Below are 15851 nucleotides of genomic sequence, written 5' to 3' on the forward strand. Positions count from 1 at the left end.
AAGCCCGCTGAGCCTGTGAAACCAGGCCAGCGGGCTTTTTGTGCTGATTAGCTATCTTTCAGACCGATGTCTTAAGCTCTTTTGCGCCGCGGCGTAAGCGCAAGCCACAGGCTGTACAGCAGGAGGAGGCCGGCAGCAATCGAAGCGGTGAGGAAGACATTCTCTGTATCCCGCTGCTCCAAGGCGATGGCAATGAAGGCCCATACAAACACCAGCGGGAAGATGCTGTCACGGTACGGGTAGCTGACCAGTACAGCAAGCAGAGTGGCAACAATAAGCATGATAACCGCCCACACCGTGCCGTCCAGGCCGAAGCCGCCCCAGTCATTCTTTGTTAGCACGATAGAAACATTAACAATGGTGGCGACACAAATCCAGCCGAGATAAATGCTGAACGGCAGCCGGATCAGCCAGCGTTCGCCAGAAGTCGGACGGTCGATCATTCTGGTTTTGCGGTAAATGACGATCAGGGAGACCAGCAGCAGGATCATGGCGGCAAGTGACAGCTCGATGTATAAATAATGCCACAGAATCAGCCAGCTCATATTAAAGATACAGGTGAGGATGAACCAGATGCCGATGGACTGAACCGAATCTCTGGAGCCCGTGCCGGAGCGGAACTGGTAAATGACAAACCCGGCCAGCAGCACATAAATGAGTGACCAGATGGAAAAAGCGTAGCCGGCCGGAGTAAGGTAGGTATGATACTTGTCGGAAATTTCACCGGTGCTGTTGCCGCCCAGCGGCAGCGCTACAGACAGGGTGTTAACCAGGATAACCCCGAGGTAGAACAGCAGGTTCCACCACTTGTACGGATTGTTACGCGTCATAATGAATTCACTCCCTAAGCTTTGTATTTTAGACTGTTAGGTCTTGGCCTACATAGAATATACCCGCTTTGTCTGCAATTCAGACTAGCTTCAGCAAAATAATGACCAACAGGTCATAAAATTGGCGGATAGCACGCAGCCAAGTCGGGGTAATATGTATTTATTACAAAGGTGCACGCAAGGAGGGGGAAAGCGAAGATGGAGAGCAGTGAGGCAATACGTCCTGAAAAAATGGGCCCGATCGTCATGACCGAAACCTGGAATACCCCGGGGAGTGTGGAGTCCTGGGAACGCTCAGAGAGCATTTATATTGTCCGGGGCGAGCGGGCGGGCATCGCGTTTGTCTTTTTAAACGACGAGATCTTCCGGATGAAGCTGTTCCGCGGCAAGGCTCCTGATCTGACTACATCGCCGGCTGTGCTGGCAGAGAGCTGCATACCGCATCTATTCCCGGTGGAGGAGACGGAGGAGCAGCTGGTTTTTACGACTAGCAGCATACGTCTGATTATAGAAAAGGCCTCCTTTCTGATCCGGGTGGAGAATAGGGCAGGCCAAGTTATAATGCAGCAGAACCTGGCGAGCTGGAATCCGCGCGGGGCAAGCCATGCCGAGTATGATATGCAGCCGGATTCGCATTTTTACGGACTGGGTGAGAAGTCGAGCTTCCTGGATAAGCGCGGCGAGCGCTACACGAACTGGAATACCGATGTATTCGCTCCCCATCTCCCGGAGATTGAGGCGCTGTATGAGTCAATCCCCCTGCTGATCCATATGCACGGCGAACTGACCTATGGCTTGTTCCTCGACAATACGGGCCGGAGTGACTTTGATATGCGCTCGCACGGAGTGGCGTTCACGATCGGCTGCTCGACTGGCGAATTCGATATTTATTTTATTAACGGGCCCGAAATGAAGGATGTCGTCAAAAAATACACAGCACTCACCGGACGGATTCCGCTTCCGCCCAAATGGTCGATCGGCTACCACCAGTCACGCTACAGCTATATGAATCAGCAGGAGGTGCTGCAGCTGGCCCGGACCTTCCGCGATAAAAACATCCCCTGCGACGTAATTTATCTGGATATTCATTATATGGACGAGTACCGGGTGTTTACGTTCGATCCGGTTAATTTTCCCGAGCCGCAGAAGATGATCGCCGAGCTGGGTGAGCTGGGTGTGCGTATTGTGCCGATTGTTGATCCGGGCGTCAAAAAAGACCCGAAATATGAGGTGTATAAGGAAGGGGTGCTGAACAAGCATTTCTGCCGCAGGCTGGAAGGGGATATTTTCTTCGGCGAGGTGTGGCCGGGTATCAGTGCCTTTCCTGATTTCAGTGACAGCCGGACATCCGAGTGGTGGGGCGACCTGCACAAATATTACACGGACCTCGGCATCCAGGGCATCTGGAATGATATGAACGAGCCGGCGGTTTTTAACGAATCCAAAACGATGGACCTCGATGTCATGCATTTCAATGACGGGCGTCCGGTTACCCATGAGGAATACCACAACCTGTACGGGATGATGATGTCAAAAGCGACCTATGAGGGGCTGGCGGAGCATATGGCGGGTGAGCGGCCTTTTGTGCTGACCAGAGCCGGGTATGCAGGCATCCAGCGGTATGCTGCTGTGTGGACCGGGGACAACCGCAGCTTCTGGGAGCATATGGCGATGGCGATTCCGATGGTGCTTAACATGGGGCTGTCGGGGCTTGCCTTTGCCGGTCCGGATATCGGCGGCTTTGCCCATCACACCTCAGCGCAGCTGCTTGTACGCTGGACACAAATGGGTGTGTTCTTCCCTTACTGCCGCAACCACTCCTCTATCGGAACGCTGCGCCAGGAGCCCTGGTCGTTCGGTGAGGAGGTCGAGGGCATTCTGCGTGAATTCATCGGCCTGCGCTACCGCTGGATGCCGCATATTTATAACCTGTTTCATGAAGCGGAGGATTGCGGGCTGCCGGTCATCCGTCCGCTGATCCTGGAATATCCTCGTGATCCGCATGTGACCAATCTGTGCGACCAGTTCCTGCTGGGTGAGAATGTGCTGATCGCCCCGGTCTACCGGCCGGATACGGATCACCGTTCAGTATATCTGCCGGAGGGCTGCTGGATGGATTACTGGGACGGTGAGGTGCACGAGGGCGGAAAGCATATCCTTGCGGCTGCACCGCTGCATATTATGCCGATGTATGTGAAGGCAGGGACCTTTACGGCAGAGGGGCCGCTTAAGCAATATGCCCAGGAGGAGGTTCCGGAGACGGTAATTTTCCACTTGTACGGCGCTAAGGCGGAGGAGGATTTCACCGCTTCGTTTACACTGTATGAGGATGACGGGCATAGCTTTGCTTACCGGAAGGGGGCTTACTCACAGATTGCTGTGGAGGCTAAAGGCACCGGGGACGGGCTGCTGCTGACCTGGTCCTATAAAGCTGATGCCTACCGGTCCCCGCGGGAGATGCTGCGCTTCGCGCTCTGCTATCCGTTTTTTGCCGCAGATGATGTGGACGGGCTGCCGGAGATCAGTCTGGAGGAGCTGAAGGAAGGGCGCCGGGGCTGGGCCCGTAACGGAAAAAGCGGCGCCATTATCATTCAGGTTCCGGATGAGCGGAGCGGCGGGGAGCTGCGGATTAGCGCCGGTAAATAAGCTGGTTGAACGGATGAAGACCAGGGCTGCCTTTTAAAGGCAGTCCTTTCTGCGCATCAGCGGGAAGTGGTGCAGGTGCAAGCACTGGTGCGGGCTAGCGCTGGAATTGGAGCGGCGGTACAGACACAGGCAAAGGCAAAGGCAAAGGCAAAGACACAGACACAGACACAGACACAGACACAGACACAGACACTAAAGCTGGCTTCTACGCTAACGGACCTGAGAGTCCTTATTCCTCCTGCAAAGGGCATTTCGCCAGTCTAACGGACCCTAGTGCTCTTACTTACTCCCAAATATACAGATTTTTGGCGAATAGCTGCATATAAGATCGTTGGAGTCCGTTAGCATGCACAAAAGCCGGATGTACCGGGAATAACGCCGCTGGAGTCGGTTAACCGGCATTCTTGCTCTTGGCTTGAGCCTGAAGCTGAATCTGGAGCTGTTCACGGGAGTCCACCCAGAGTCAATGGACTCCTTTTAATTCCAAATCCTCCAATCATGACTTGGCCGGGTCCCGATTAGACACGCTATGTTTCAATTTCTATATAAAATTGCAGAAAATATGCAGAAACGTTTTTAAATATTGCCCTTTTCGTATAAGATGAAGGGATGAAGAAAAAGTAGACAGGAGATCACCAATGATTAAGCATCTGTATGCAATATGGCTAGGGGACGTTTTATTTTGCTTCTCCGGTGAAACCTCGGAGCCCAAGGTCGACGCGTGGACGCGCGTGGTCAAGAAGCTGGAATTCCGGGGCGGGGGGCGTCCTTTTGCGGGTGCTGCACTGCGGCTGGCAGAAGTAAAATATCCGGTGACGGCTGCGGCGGAAGGGAGAACAGGGCGGCGCGGGCTGCCGGGGCGTACGCTCGAAGGGCTGGCGCTGGGGCCGAAGGAGGCCTTCGACCTGCTGCTTGCCTGGGACGACGAGCTGTGCCGGGCCCAGGGGGTCGAAGCCGGCGGCGAAATGCGCTACTGGGCGGCTGCCGCACGGTTCGCACTGGAGCTGATGGCGACAGGAGGGATTGTGCCGGGGGCAATGCCGCCGCGGCCGATCGGCTCACGCCGCCGCGGCGGGGAGCAGGCGGCTTCCGCCTGCTGGTCTCCGGCTTTCCGCCAGGAGGCGGATACGGAATTCTTCCTGCAGCTGGCAGCGTCAATGCCGGTGCTGGCACTCGGGGCCCATGTTGCCGGGGAGAGTGAACTGTCGTCACGCGAGGACGCGGGCGGGTATGTGCTGTACTCCTTCCTGCAGGCAGTGATGACGGCAGAGATCAAAAAAATAATAGCCGGTGCGGAAAGTGAGCTTAGCCCGTATAAGGCGAACTACCGCCGCGGCTATTCCCCGATTACAGAGCTATGGTGGAACAGCCTGCTCACCGGCAGCCGGGAGCTTCCGGTTCAGGGGACGCCTGCCGAAGTGTCAGAGCTGCTGGCTGAGGTGAATGCTGCAGCGGCAGGCGGAATGCCGCGGGCCGCCGCAGAGGAAGAGCAGACAGGCCAGCTGAGTCTGGGCCTGCGGCTGGAGCCGCCGGCAGACGAGAGTGAGCTGTGGCAGCTGACCTTCTGGGCGGAGAGTAGGGAGGAGGGGGAATTCTGGCTGCCGGCTGCAGCCATCTGGAGCAGCACGGAGCGCGAGTTCACCCTCTGGGGCAAGCGGTACCGCAATATCCAGCAGCAGCTGCTGAATGCACTGGGCCGGGCGGCGGGAATATCTCCAGACATCCGGAGGGCGCTGGACGTTCCTGCACCGACGGGGGCTGAGCTGGAGCCGGAGCGGCTCTACTTCTTCTTGAAGGAGAGCGTGCAGCAGCTGCGTGAACGGGGAATTACAGTGCAGATGCCGTCGCGCTGGAGCCGTGAAGGACGGCGCCGGATCGGAATGCGAATGAAGATGCAGCCGCCGCAGGGCGGGATCGACGGACCTGTACAGCCCTCACTGGGGATGGAGGAGCTGATCTCCTTCCGGATCGAGGCTTCGCTTAGCGATAATCCGATCAGTGAAGAGGAGCTGAATGCCCTGGTGGAGGCAGGAGTGCCCTTTGTACGCTTCCGGGGCGAATGGATTGAGGTTGATCCCAAGGAAATCCGTCAGGTGCTGCGATATATGAAGCGCCATGAGGGCGGGGAAATGTCAGCGGCAGACTGGATGCGGCTGGAGGCCGAGGACGGGGAGGAGCGCCTCTGGAAGGGGATGTCGGTTACAGGCATGGAAACCTCCGGGCTGCTGGCCTCGCTCATGCACGGTGACCTTCTGCGGAATCTTCCGGCACGAACCGTACCGGAGGGCCTGCATGGAACACTGCGGCCCTATCAGGAACGCGGCTATCAATGGCTGGCGGCGCTCAGCGGCCTGGGCTTTGGGGTCTGCCTGGCAGATGATATGGGGCTGGGCAAGACCATCCAGGTCATTGCCTGCCTGATGGAACGGGCATTGACGGTACCGGCTGGAGCGAAGCATCAGCCGGCGCTGATTCTCTGCCCGACCTCCCTGCTGGGCAACTGGCAGCGTGAGCTGCAGCGCTTTGCCCCGTCGCTGAGCGTGCATATTCACCACGGGGGCAGACGGATACGCGGAGCTGGGTTCGCCGAGCTGGCAGCCAGCCATGAAATTGTATTAACCACCTATCATCTGGCCGGCCGGGACAGCGAGGATCTGGCAGCAGTGCAATGGTCTACTGTTGTGCTGGACGAAGCGCAATATATCAAGAACCACCGGACGAAGCAGGCCCAGAGCGTAATGAAGCTGTCGGCCCCGCACCGGATTGCCATGACGGGCACACCGGTCGAGAACCGGCTCGGTGAGCTCTGGTCGATTTTTCACTTTTTGAATCCGGGGTACCTCGGGTCGTACCACTCCTTCCGCCAGCGTTATGTATCAGGGGAAGGCGGGGAGCGGCTGCAGGAGCTGCACCGGCTCGTCTCGCCGTTTCTCTTGCGCAGGCTCAAGAGTGACCCGGATATTTCCAAGGATCTGCCGGAGAAGCTGGAGCTGAAATCCTATTGTCCGCTGACGGAGACACAGGCGGCGCTGTATCAGGGGGTAGTGGACGAGATGCTCGGCGTTATCGGCGAGCGCTCCGGTATGGCCCGCCGCGGGCTGGTCCTCTCCTCGCTGACCAAGCTGAAGCAGATCTGCGATCATCCGCAGCTGTTCCGCAAGGAAGAGGGGCGCAGCGGACGCAGCGAGCAGTCAGGCAAGATGGAAGTCATGTTCGAGGTGCTGGACAGCATTGCCGAGCTTGGTGAATCCGCGCTGATCTTTACCCAGTATGTGGCAATGGGAGAGCTGCTCGTCAGCCGGCTGGCCAAACGATACGGTGAGACGCCGCTGTTCCTGCACGGAGGAGTTCCCAAGCGGGAGCGTGATGAAATGGTGCATGCGTTTCAGGAGGGCGAAGGCCCGGCTTTCTTCGTGCTCTCGCTCAAAGCAGGCGGGGTTGGACTCAACCTCACAAGGGCCAATCATGTCGTGCATTATGACCGCTGGTGGAATCCGGCTGTAGAGAATCAGGCAACGGACCGGGCCTTCCGGATCGGCCAGCACAAAAATGTACAGGTGCATAAGCTGATCTGCCAGGGCACGCTGGAGGAACGGATTGATGAGCTTATTGAGCGTAAAAAAAATCTCTCCGAGCAAGTGGTAGGTTCCGGGGAGAATTGGCTTACAGAAATGTCCAACCGTGAGCTGCAGGAGCTGATTGAGCTGCAGAATCAGGACTGGATGTAGTGAACGGTAAGGAAAGGGGATTTAACAATGGGCAAGCTGCCGGAACTAAGGCTGATAATTGAACCGGGAATGCTAAAAGCGGTGCCCGGGCAGGAACCGGGGCAGGAGGACAGTGCCGGCACAAGCAGAAGCGGTGTTGTGACAGAGGCTGCCCTCTCCTGGGCGGTTCCGACATGGTCGGCGGCACAGAAGGAAAACGTGCTGCGGCAGCTTGCCGGGCAGCCTGGAGAGCTGTACAGCTTGCTGCAGGGAAAAAGAACCGGCAGCATGGCGGAGCTTCAGCTTATTCCTCCGCAGCTGGAGCAGGCTGCTTCCGGCTCCGGCACAGGAGCCGGGCTGCCGGAATGGATCAAACAGCAGCTGCAGGAGGAGCCGCTGCTGGCCTTCAGGCTGCGCGGAATGAGCAAGGAGGAGCTGCTGGGCGGAGTGTTCGCCCTATGGGCCGGGGAGGAATATCCGCCGCAGGAGGAGGGCGGTGCAGCGCCTGCCGGCATGCTGGCGGCGGAGCTGGCCAAGCTGGAACGCAAGGGGCCGGCGGTAACGACCGGCGAATGGCTGGCAGAGGCGGCAGCCGAGGGCTCGCTGCACCAGCCGGGACCCTTATTCCATGAGCTGGCCGCAAGGCCGTTTCCGGCTTTTCCGGCAGTAGCTCCGCCTGCAGAAAACTGGCGGGAGCTGCTGCCGAACACGCCCAGGTCAAGCGAAGGCCTGGCTCTCATAATGCGCAAGGCAGCCGAATCGGCTCTCCGCCGCGCATCGGAGCTTGGCAGGCTGTAGCGCAGTATAAACAAAAGCAGAGCAGCGCTTATCCCTGTAACAGGGGGCGCTGCTCTGCTTTTGTTATTCTTCAGCCTGCTTATCTGCAGCACGGCCTCCCTCGGACAGCTCAAGAATTTCGCGGCGCAGCCGGAGCATCCTTTGATCCAGCTCATCGGCGGCGCGCGCGGCCTCCTTCAGCTCCTCGGCCACATGCGGCGGCAGCTGCTTGTCGAATTTATAATAGAGAATATGCTCCATGCTGGCCCAGAAATCCATCGCCAGTGTCCGCAGCTGAATCTCTGCCTTGACCCAGCGGGTCCCTTCCAGCAGGACGAGCGGGATAGCGACAATCACATGCAGGCTCTGATATCCGTTCGGCTTCGGCTGGGCAATATAATCCTTAATCTCCAGCACCCTGAGATCCTCGCGGACACACAGGTGATCGACCAGCCGGTAGATGTCCTTCACAAAGGCACAGACGATCCGCATGCCTGCGATATCATGAATGTGCTGCTCCATATTTTCCAGAGAGAAGTTATGCCCTTTGCGTTCCATCTTGCGCAGGATACTCTTAGGTTCCTTTATCCGTGATTTAACATGCTCAATCGGGCTGTAGCCGTCGCGCGCCTGCCATTCGGTCTTCACTACATCAATTTTATTCTCAAGCTCGTTCAAGGCATGGCGGTAAAGCGCAGGCAGTGTCTTGAAATCTTCCAGCCTTTTGGCGAAATCCTCACTGTTCTGCCACTGCTGCATATCCTTCACATGCACCTGCAGCTGATTCAGTGTTACTTGCGTACTGTCATCTTCTTTCACTGAGACTCTCCCGGGTTTCATTATTTGTGACTGTTTTATTTTAACCGATTTTATGCCGCGGAAGCAAAAATAAAGCCTGTTCCCCGTCCGGACGCTATCAGGAATGAGGCGCAGGCTGCAAGGCCCCGCGTGTGAAAAAAGGAACATTTTCGCTTTAGCAGCGTATTAGCACATAACAAGTATGCAGGCGGCTGCTGCTTATTCAGGCAATAAATGACAGATGTGAATTAACTTTTCCGGGGTTCGTCCGGCAAGTTCATTCCCTTCCTCGACAAATAATGAATCTATTCGAGACATTTGGTATGATAGAAGCACGTTTTAAGGTTATAACGCTTAACACAGGCTTAATATGAATGTATATGTGAACCATTACATTACGGCTATTAATCAGCCCTATTCTCATCTGGAGAAGGAGGAACTAACGATGAATTTTCTGCAGCGTATCAAAGACAGTGCCAGCCGGGTGAGTGAAAAAGCGCAAAGCTCGGTGGAGGTCAGCAAGCTAAACGGGCATATTTCCGATATTGAACGCGAGATGGAACTCGAATTTATGAAAATGGGCCAGCTGTTCTATGAGGGCTACCGTTCGCGGGATATGTCCGTGGCAGAGGGCAAAATGGTGGAGCTCGCCAAGGGCTGCCTGAAGCATCAGGAGCAGATTGATGAGCTGCGCCACAGAATTGCCGAGCTCAAAAATGAACGGCTCTGCGTATGCGGCAATGTGGTTGCGCTGGATGCCAATTTCTGTCCGAAATGCGGACATAAGCTGGAGGAGCAGCCCAAGAAAGAGGCCCCGTCTGTAACCATCCGTACCATTCACGAGGAAGAGGAGGATGAGTTCTACGGCGAAGAGGAATTGACCGAGGAGGAGAAGGAGCTGGCGCTCCGCTCAGAGCCGCGTACGGTATACACTGAAGTGCTCTATGATTCCAAAGAATCCGGGCCCCAGGAGCCTGAGCAGCAGGAGTATGCAGGCCATATTCATGTCAACGGGCGTGAACGCCGCGAAGCCGATGAGCTGGAGCGGGAGCGTGAACGGCAGCTTGAGCTGGACCGCCGTATCCGCGACTGGAAATCGGCCGAACCTGCAGAGGAGGAAGCGGCAGCTTACAGCGAAGAAGGCGTGCGGGATATGATCAAATGCCAGATTTGCCGGGCTGATCTGCCGAAGGGCTCAATGTGGTGTCCGCGCTGCGGCTCAGAACAGATCTGATCCAGCCTGGCGGCGGACTAACGTGCAACGCCGAACCGCAGATTCACAGAATAAGTTTATTGGCATACTAGGAGGACAACATAGATGGAACAGTTGCTGCTGCATCTGCGCAATTTGGGGTTCACTGAGATGGAATCCAAAATTATGGTCGAGCTGGCTACCAAAGGCGAGGCTTCGGGCTACGAAGTGGCAAAGCAGCTGGGGGTATCCAGATCAAATGTGTATGCGGCGCTTCAGCGCCTGACACAGAGTGGATATGTACGATGCGGGGAAGGGGAGCCTGCCCGCTACAGCGTGCTTGATCCCGAGGAGCTGGCGACGATTATTTCCGGGCGGATTCAGAACTCACTGGCCTTTGTGGAAAGTGAAATGCCGCGCGGCGGCCCGGTCAGCCCGTCATTTTACAATATTGAAGGGGACCGGAATATGCTGGGGGCGCTGATCCGCCAGCTGAATCTGGCCGAGAGGGAAATCGTGGTCGACGTATGGCGGGAGGAGGCCTCACTGCTGCGCAATGAGCTGGAGCAGGCGGAGCTGCGAGGGGTGAAGCTGCTGTGGGCCTTTGACGGCGGCAATGAGACGGCTGCACCTTACCCGGTGTGGCCGCCGCTGGGCGGTAAGCCGCGCCGCAGCGGCGGCAGGAAATTTTCCTTTGTCATCGACCGCAGCTGGTGCATGCTGGGCATGCGGTATGAGGACGGCACCGCCCAGGCGGTGGTTACGGAGCATGAGGTGCTGGTCGGCCTGCTGCTGAATCATTTTTCGCAGGAGATGGTGCTCTTCGAGCTCGAGGAGGATATGGGGGCTGAATTGAACAGACGCTACGGTGAGCGGTACAGCCGTATTTACAGCAAATATGTGATGCATGATAAGGAGGCGGACGCGGAAGAACCCGAAGAACCCGGCGAGGTCCGGGAGGAGCAGCGGGTTCAGGCGGAGCTAGACTAAGCCGGGGAGGTGAAAAGAATGGAATGTATCGTTCATTTTGATGTGCAGCATCCTGAAGGACCCAAGCCGCTACGGGGGCTGCTGTTCCTGGATGAGGGCAAGGTGCCGGGGGAAAATGAGCTGGTGGAGATGTTCAGGGACATGAAGTTTAATGTGCGGCTGGCTGACCGGGAGAAGCTGATTTTCAAGCCGGTGAACGCCGGTGAGAAATATTCGGAGATCCGGATTACCAGCTATGACGGAGGCAAGTCGGCCAGCAAGGAGGATCATGACCTGAAATCGATTGTCGGCAATTTGCTGCCGCAGAAGCCGTCAGGTCTGTAGTGTGAAGAACGGGAAGGCAGGGTCCAAGGGAATCTGAGGAGAAAAGAGGGAGCACAGATGGAGTTATTGAGACGCAAGGTTTTGGATGAAGGAATCGTTCTCGGTCAGGGCGTGCTCAAGGTGGATTCTTTTCTGAATCACCAGATGGACCCTTTTCTGATGCGGGAGGTTGGCCGCGAGTTTACCCGCCGGTTTGCCGGGGAGGAGATCACCAAGGTGCTGACGATCGAATCCTCGGGGATTGCTCCGGGTATCATGACCGCGCTGACGCTTGAGGTACCGCTGATTTTTGCCCGCAAGCAGAAATCGCTGACCCTGACGGAGGACATTTATGTGGAGACCGTCTATTCCTTTACCAAAAAAGAAAGCAATGACATTACCGTGTCCAAAAAATTCATCGCTCCGGGTGAGCGTGTGCTGATCGTTGACGATTTTTTGGCCAACGGTGAGGCGGCCTTCGGGCTGGCCCGGATTGTCGAGCAGGCTGGCGGCACTGTCGCCGGGATCGGCATCCTGATCGAAAAAGCCTTCCAGCCGGGTAACCGTCTGCTGAAGGAAGCGGGCTACCGCGTAGAATCACTGGTGCGCATTGCTTCGCTGGACGATGGGCATATCACGTTTGTCCAGGAAGAGGACGGACAGCCGGGTCAGATCACATAAGCTGCATTGTAGAACACATACTTAGTCTTTAAAGCCCAAAGCAGGGACTCCGGCTGGATGCCGGGGTCCCTGCTTTGGGCTTTTCGCTATATACCTGCCGGTAGCCGGGTGGGCCGGTGCTTCGTCATATGGGAGAGGTGGCCGTGCGCCGTGGGGCGACCATTTAGGTGGATTTTTTACAACTAATTGTTCACCGGCGTTGGATTCAGGGAGATTAGTGGTGAAAAGGTCACTTAATTTAAGCTGCTATCTCCAAAAAGGGCCGATCGGCTTGATATAGGTGACCTTTTTCCAACTAAATGCTGAAATTGAGCCTTAGAGACTGAAATAGGTGTCGAAAATCCAACTAAATTCCGGGTGGACGGGCTAGCATGCCCGGTTGTACTGGCCGTTGGCGAGCCGTCTATCGCCGCTGTAGGGGCGAAGTCTATACTGGTTGCCGCTGGCGAGCTGTCTATCGCTGGTGGAGAGGCGAGGCGCTATGGACTGTACTGGCATAACGATCAAACCAGCAAGCTGGCTGCAACAATGCAGGCAGCCTGCTGTGGCAGCCCGTGCCTGTCCCGTAGCTGTGTGCCCGCCGCCCACGTCAGCCGTCTGCCGCACGGATCAGCCGTTCGCCGGGGCACGTGCTCGCCCGCCGCACGGGTCAGCCGCTCGCCTGGCAGGAGCCGGCGGCGCCGGACCCGCCGTGCGCCGCAGCGGCCAGCGGCGTCAGCACGCGCAGCGCGCCCGGCTCGCAGCGCACCGCCAGCGGCGCTGTGCCCAGCGGCTCGCCGTCGCCGATGGCGTGCCGCGGCTGCGCGAAGCGGACCGCTACGCTGCGTCCGCGCAGCATTGTCACGAAGGGCAGCGCCACATGCGTGCCCTTCAGCAGCGTCGGGAACAGCCGCAGCACCTGCGCGCGGCTGCACCCGTGCACGACGCAGACGTCGAGCCGGCCGTCGCCCGTCTCTGCCTGCGGGCAGATCAGCAGCCCGCCGCCATAGCTTGGCAGGTTGCAGACCGAGACGAGCCAGGCCTGGTCAAAGGCCTGCTCCTTGCCGTCGAGGGTCACGCTCACGCGGCAGGGCTTAAAGGTAATCAGCGTATGCAGAATGCCGATGATATAAGCCAGCTGACCGGCGCCGACGGCATTGCACAGCCGCTTGTACCGGCTGTTGTTCACGTTCACGGCCACCTGGGCATCGAAGCCGCTGGCGACGGCCGTCAGCGTCAGGCCGCCGGTGCCGGCGAGCAGATCCGCCTCCAGGCAGCGGTCCTGCAGCGCAGCATCCAGTGCTGCCTCCGTTGCCAGCGGGATGCCGAACCCGCGCGCCGTATCATTGCCTGAACCGGCGGGAATCACGGCCAGCGGAACGCCCCGCCGCCGCAGCGCGCCAAGCACGCTGTGGATCGTGCCGTCGCCGCCGATAAGGATGGCGGCGCGCCAGTCCTCGCGGCGGGCGAGGGCATGCAGCACCTGCTCCTCTGCTTCTGCGGCGCTTTGGGTAAACAGCGGTTCATATGCGATACCGCGCGCCTTCAGCATGCCTTCGACGCTCTGCCAGGTGCGCTGCCCGGCACCGCCGCCGGAACGCGGATTTATAATCAGTAAATACATGGATGCTCCTCCAGCCTGTAAAGTCCTTGAGTGTACTGATTTCATTGTAAGGAGTAGACAGGCAAAAGGGAATCACAATTACATGGCAGCGGCGGTGCACACCCATTTACAGCTGGCGGAGCTGACTTTCCGCGAGATCGCCTGCCAAGGGCAGCTTATACCACCTGCCGCCCAGGGAATGAAAGAGCATCAGCAGCCAGACGGAGAAGGCGAGCAGCGAGAGAATAGCACCGACAAAACCGCCGATCAGCGGAATGAAGCCGCTGATGACATGGGCAACCATCAGCACGCCGAAGGCAATCAGGGACTGCAGGGCATGGAAAAGCACGAAGCGGCTGCGCTTCTCCAGCGCCAGGAACACGACAGGTCCGACAAAAGGAAGGAAGTAACAGACAGCGGCAGCGATATTCTCGGGCAGTCCGGTGGACGATTTGAACGGGGACATAGTGCTCACTCTCCTTGTACTTGGAGAAGAAGGCGGGAATCTGGCGCCCGGCACACAGGCGGGGCCACGTTCCCTGCTCCTTCCTTACTAGGAGCCTATGATTTGCAGATACAAAGTATGTGAAGCAGGCTTCAGGGATTCATTGCCGGAATAATATGCTGTTCAAGCAGCCTGCGCGGATTCCTCCAGCGGCTTACTGCGCTTTCGGCGGTAAAAACAACTGCAGAATCCAGCTCAGGCAGCAGCCAGAGCTGCTGGCCCCCGTGGCCGTGGGCGAGTACGTAAGGCTGCCCGCTTATGCGGCCGTTCCAGAACTGGTAGCCGTAATCCCCGTAGGCAGGATAGCCGTCTGTCTGCTTGCTGAAGGCCTCTTCCAGCCAGCTTTGCGGAATCACCTGCCGTCCCTCATAAAGGCCTCCTCCGAGCAGGCAGATGCCGAGCTTGGCTATATCCCTCGAGGTCAGGGAGAGCCCGATGTGCCCCATACTGTGTCCCTCCGGGCTGGGCAGCCAGGCGGTGTGTTTGATGCCAAGGGGGCCGAACAGATGCTGCCGGGCATAGCTGAATGCATCCTGTCCTGTGCCTTCGCTCAGAATGACAGAGAGCAGATGCGAATCGCTGCTGCGGTACTGGAAGCAGCCTATATTTTCTGCATCCAGCGGTAAATTAAGAATGAACTGCACCCACCGGCGGCTGCGCTGCAGATTGCGGACAAGCGGCTCGCCAAGTTTGCTGCCGGTGATCCAGCGGAACCCCGAGGTCATAGACAGCAGATGGCGGAGTGTAAGCTGCATTAGCAGCGGATCAGATGGTGCGGGAAGATAGCTGCGGAGCGCATCCGGTACGGTGAGATGCGTTCCGGACAGCTCGCCTCTGCCGATGGCGATGCCTGTAAGCAGCGACACAACGCTTTTGGTAGCAGACCGCAGATCATTCAGGCTGCCGGCATGATAATCCGCGTAATACTGTTCATATACCAGTTTCCCGCTGCGCACGACAAGCATACTATGCATTTTAGGGTACTCTTTGAGTATCGTTTCATGAGCCTGCTCCAGCTGGCTGCTGCCCGTTCCTGTCTCCTCCGGTCTGGCCTGCGCCATCGCAGGCGCTGTATTATAAGGCGAGCTTAGCAAAGAAATCCGGTTGTCCATAGTGTCTCCCTTCGGTATAGCTGCAGGCACGGATGCACTCCGGGTCAGGAGGATGCAGCCGTTCAGCTTGGGTGCGGATAGTGTATTTTAACCAAATACCCGCAATCTCACCTGCTGTGGGAGACATAAATTTTCACAAAATTCCATACGCATATTTTACAAGGAAAGGTGGAACTTGGCCTTGAATATGATACAATAAGACGATAAGGCCCGAAAGGAGTGATTCAGCAAGTGGCTCTTCGGGTAAGTAAAGTGTCAAGATGTCTATACCTTAAGGCGTCTTACTCTCAGCCCAATTCACGACGAACCTGCTTCACCGGCAAGGCGGACCTCCAGAACTCTGGTACGGCAGTCTAGGCGGATAAATGCAAGCTACGTATGTGTTACGGTTCTTATCTTGCATTTCGAGGTTACGGCGGACTTTTCATCATGCATTCTCAACGGAGCATTCATTTTCAATGTTTTGGGAGGGAACTGATCATGGCAAGTAAAGGTCATAACGAAGTCAAGGAAAGTCTTAGGGAAATGACACGCATTTTCCGGCCCAAAGATCCCAAGAAATTTGTAAAGGAGTACGTCCGGAAATATCGGATCACAGGAGGCTATGAAGAAGAGCTGACTATGGTCGTGGAACATGAGATGGGCAGGATTAACTCATCTGTCTCCTGATCTGCACAGGATAGTGTTCTTAATTGATGACATGTAATCTGCAACCACATCCATGAGGA

13 protein-coding genes are annotated in these 15851 nt (G+C 57.0%); 8 read left to right on the forward strand and 5 right to left on the reverse strand.

The genetic code is table 11. The annotated features are described in order from the left end of the window. Window positions 1-71: 71 nt before the first annotated feature. On the reverse strand, window positions 72-830 hold the full coding sequence (locus R70723_RS02200; RefSeq protein ID WP_039869408.1) for a TspO-related membrane protein: 759 nt from the start codon (window positions 828-830) through the stop codon (window positions 72-74). Between the two features lie 198 nt (window positions 831-1028). Here R70723_RS02200 and R70723_RS02205 point away from each other — a divergent pair, with 198 nt between their 5' ends. The 3 genes from R70723_RS02205 (at window position 1029) to R70723_RS33180 (ending at window position 7981) form a co-directional block, all read left to right on the forward strand. Continuing rightward, window positions 1029-3476 carry a glycoside hydrolase family 31 protein gene (locus R70723_RS02205; protein WP_039869410.1) on the forward strand — a complete coding sequence of 816 codons (2448 nt, stop codon included), beginning with the start codon at window positions 1029-1031 and terminating at the stop codon, window positions 3474-3476. A 638-nt stretch (window positions 3477-4114) separates the two neighbouring features. Beyond that, window positions 4115-7204, forward strand: coding sequence for a DEAD/DEAH box helicase (locus tag R70723_RS02215; protein ID WP_039869413.1), 3090 nt, complete (start codon window positions 4115-4117; stop codon window positions 7202-7204). A 27-nt stretch (window positions 7205-7231) separates the two neighbouring features. After that, complete coding sequence (locus R70723_RS33180; RefSeq protein WP_052421158.1) at window positions 7232-7981, forward strand: hypothetical protein; 750 nt, start codon at window positions 7232-7234, stop codon at window positions 7979-7981. Between the two features lie 63 nt (window positions 7982-8044). Here the strand turns inward: R70723_RS33180 and R70723_RS02225 are convergent, their stop codons facing one another. Then, entirely contained in the window at window positions 8045-8779 is a 735-nt protein-coding gene (locus R70723_RS02225) for a GTP pyrophosphokinase (RefSeq protein WP_372238234.1), read from the reverse strand. A 424-nt stretch (window positions 8780-9203) separates the two neighbouring features. Here R70723_RS02225 and R70723_RS02230 point away from each other — a divergent pair, with 424 nt between their 5' ends. The 4 genes from R70723_RS02230 (at window position 9204) to R70723_RS02245 (ending at window position 11924) form a co-directional block, all read left to right on the forward strand. Beyond that, entirely contained in the window at window positions 9204-9992 is a 789-nt protein-coding gene (locus R70723_RS02230; RefSeq protein WP_039869414.1) for a zinc ribbon domain-containing protein, read from the forward strand. Between the two features lie 84 nt (window positions 9993-10076). Further along, window positions 10077-10940 (forward strand): TrmB family transcriptional regulator, encoded by an 864-nt coding sequence (locus R70723_RS02235; protein WP_039869416.1) that lies wholly within the window; start codon window positions 10077-10079, stop codon window positions 10938-10940. 18 nt (window positions 10941-10958) lie between these two features. Continuing rightward, complete coding sequence (locus tag R70723_RS02240; RefSeq protein WP_039869417.1) at window positions 10959-11264, forward strand: hypothetical protein; 306 nt, start codon at window positions 10959-10961, stop codon at window positions 11262-11264. A 57-nt stretch (window positions 11265-11321) separates the two neighbouring features. Continuing rightward, complete coding sequence (locus tag R70723_RS02245; protein WP_039869419.1) at window positions 11322-11924, forward strand: xanthine phosphoribosyltransferase; 603 nt, start codon at window positions 11322-11324, stop codon at window positions 11922-11924. 649 nt (window positions 11925-12573) lie between these two features. Here R70723_RS02245 and R70723_RS02250 read toward each other — a convergent pair. From R70723_RS02250 to R70723_RS02260, 3 genes are all read right to left on the reverse strand, one after another. Next, entirely contained in the window at window positions 12574-13527 is a 954-nt protein-coding gene (locus R70723_RS02250) for a diacylglycerol/lipid kinase family protein (RefSeq protein ID WP_039869420.1), read from the reverse strand. A 106-nt stretch (window positions 13528-13633) separates the two neighbouring features. Next, entirely contained in the window at window positions 13634-13972 is a 339-nt protein-coding gene (locus tag R70723_RS02255) for a DUF4870 domain-containing protein (RefSeq protein ID WP_039869423.1), read from the reverse strand. Window positions 13973-14103: 131 nt separating this feature from the next. Beyond that, a complete protein-coding gene (locus R70723_RS02260; protein WP_039869424.1) occupies window positions 14104-15123 on the reverse strand; it encodes a serine hydrolase domain-containing protein in 1020 nt (339 codons plus the stop codon). Window positions 15124-15603: 480 nt separating this feature from the next. On the opposite strand from R70723_RS02260, the gene R70723_RS02265 reads away from it, so the two are divergent. Further along, window positions 15604-15792, forward strand: coding sequence for a hypothetical protein (locus R70723_RS02265; RefSeq protein ID WP_039869425.1), 189 nt, complete (start codon window positions 15604-15606; stop codon window positions 15790-15792). Window positions 15793-15851: the final 59 nt, after the last annotated feature.

It is taken from the genome of Paenibacillus sp. FSL R7-0273, assembly GCF_000758625.1.
In the GTDB taxonomy this organism is placed as follows: Bacteria; Bacillota; Bacilli; order Paenibacillales; family Paenibacillaceae; genus Paenibacillus_AQ.

What these genes read in the sequence shown, in the direction of transcription:
- R70723_RS02240 (WP_039869417.1), top strand. Translation starts at nt 10,959, where the DNA reads ATGGAATGTATCGTTCATTTTGATGTGCAGCATCCTGAAGGACCCAAG.
- R70723_RS02255 (WP_039869423.1), bottom strand. Translation starts at nt 13,972, where the DNA reads ATGTCCCCGTTCAAATCGTCCACCGGACTGCCCGAGAATATCGCTGCC.
- R70723_RS02260 (WP_039869424.1), bottom strand. Translation starts at nt 15,123, where the DNA reads ATGGACAACCGGATTTCTTTGCTAAGCTCGCCTTATAATACAGCGCCT.
- R70723_RS02245 (WP_039869419.1), top strand. Translation starts at nt 11,322, where the DNA reads ATGGAGTTATTGAGACGCAAGGTTTTGGATGAAGGAATCGTTCTCGGT.
- R70723_RS33180 (WP_052421158.1), top strand. Translation starts at nt 7,232, where the DNA reads ATGGGCAAGCTGCCGGAACTAAGGCTGATAATTGAACCGGGAATGCTA.
- R70723_RS02250 (WP_039869420.1), bottom strand. Translation starts at nt 13,527, where the DNA reads ATGTATTTACTGATTATAAATCCGCGTTCCGGCGGCGGTGCCGGGCAG.
- R70723_RS02215 (WP_039869413.1), top strand. Translation starts at nt 4,115, where the DNA reads ATGATTAAGCATCTGTATGCAATATGGCTAGGGGACGTTTTATTTTGC.
- R70723_RS02200 (WP_039869408.1), bottom strand. Translation starts at nt 830, where the DNA reads ATGACGCGTAACAATCCGTACAAGTGGTGGAACCTGCTGTTCTACCTC.
- R70723_RS02265 (WP_039869425.1), top strand. Translation starts at nt 15,604, where the DNA reads ATGGCAAGTAAAGGTCATAACGAAGTCAAGGAAAGTCTTAGGGAAATG.
- R70723_RS02235 (WP_039869416.1), top strand. Translation starts at nt 10,077, where the DNA reads ATGGAACAGTTGCTGCTGCATCTGCGCAATTTGGGGTTCACTGAGATG.
- R70723_RS02205 (WP_039869410.1), top strand. Translation starts at nt 1,029, where the DNA reads ATGGAGAGCAGTGAGGCAATACGTCCTGAAAAAATGGGCCCGATCGTC.
- R70723_RS02230 (WP_039869414.1), top strand. Translation starts at nt 9,204, where the DNA reads ATGAATTTTCTGCAGCGTATCAAAGACAGTGCCAGCCGGGTGAGTGAA.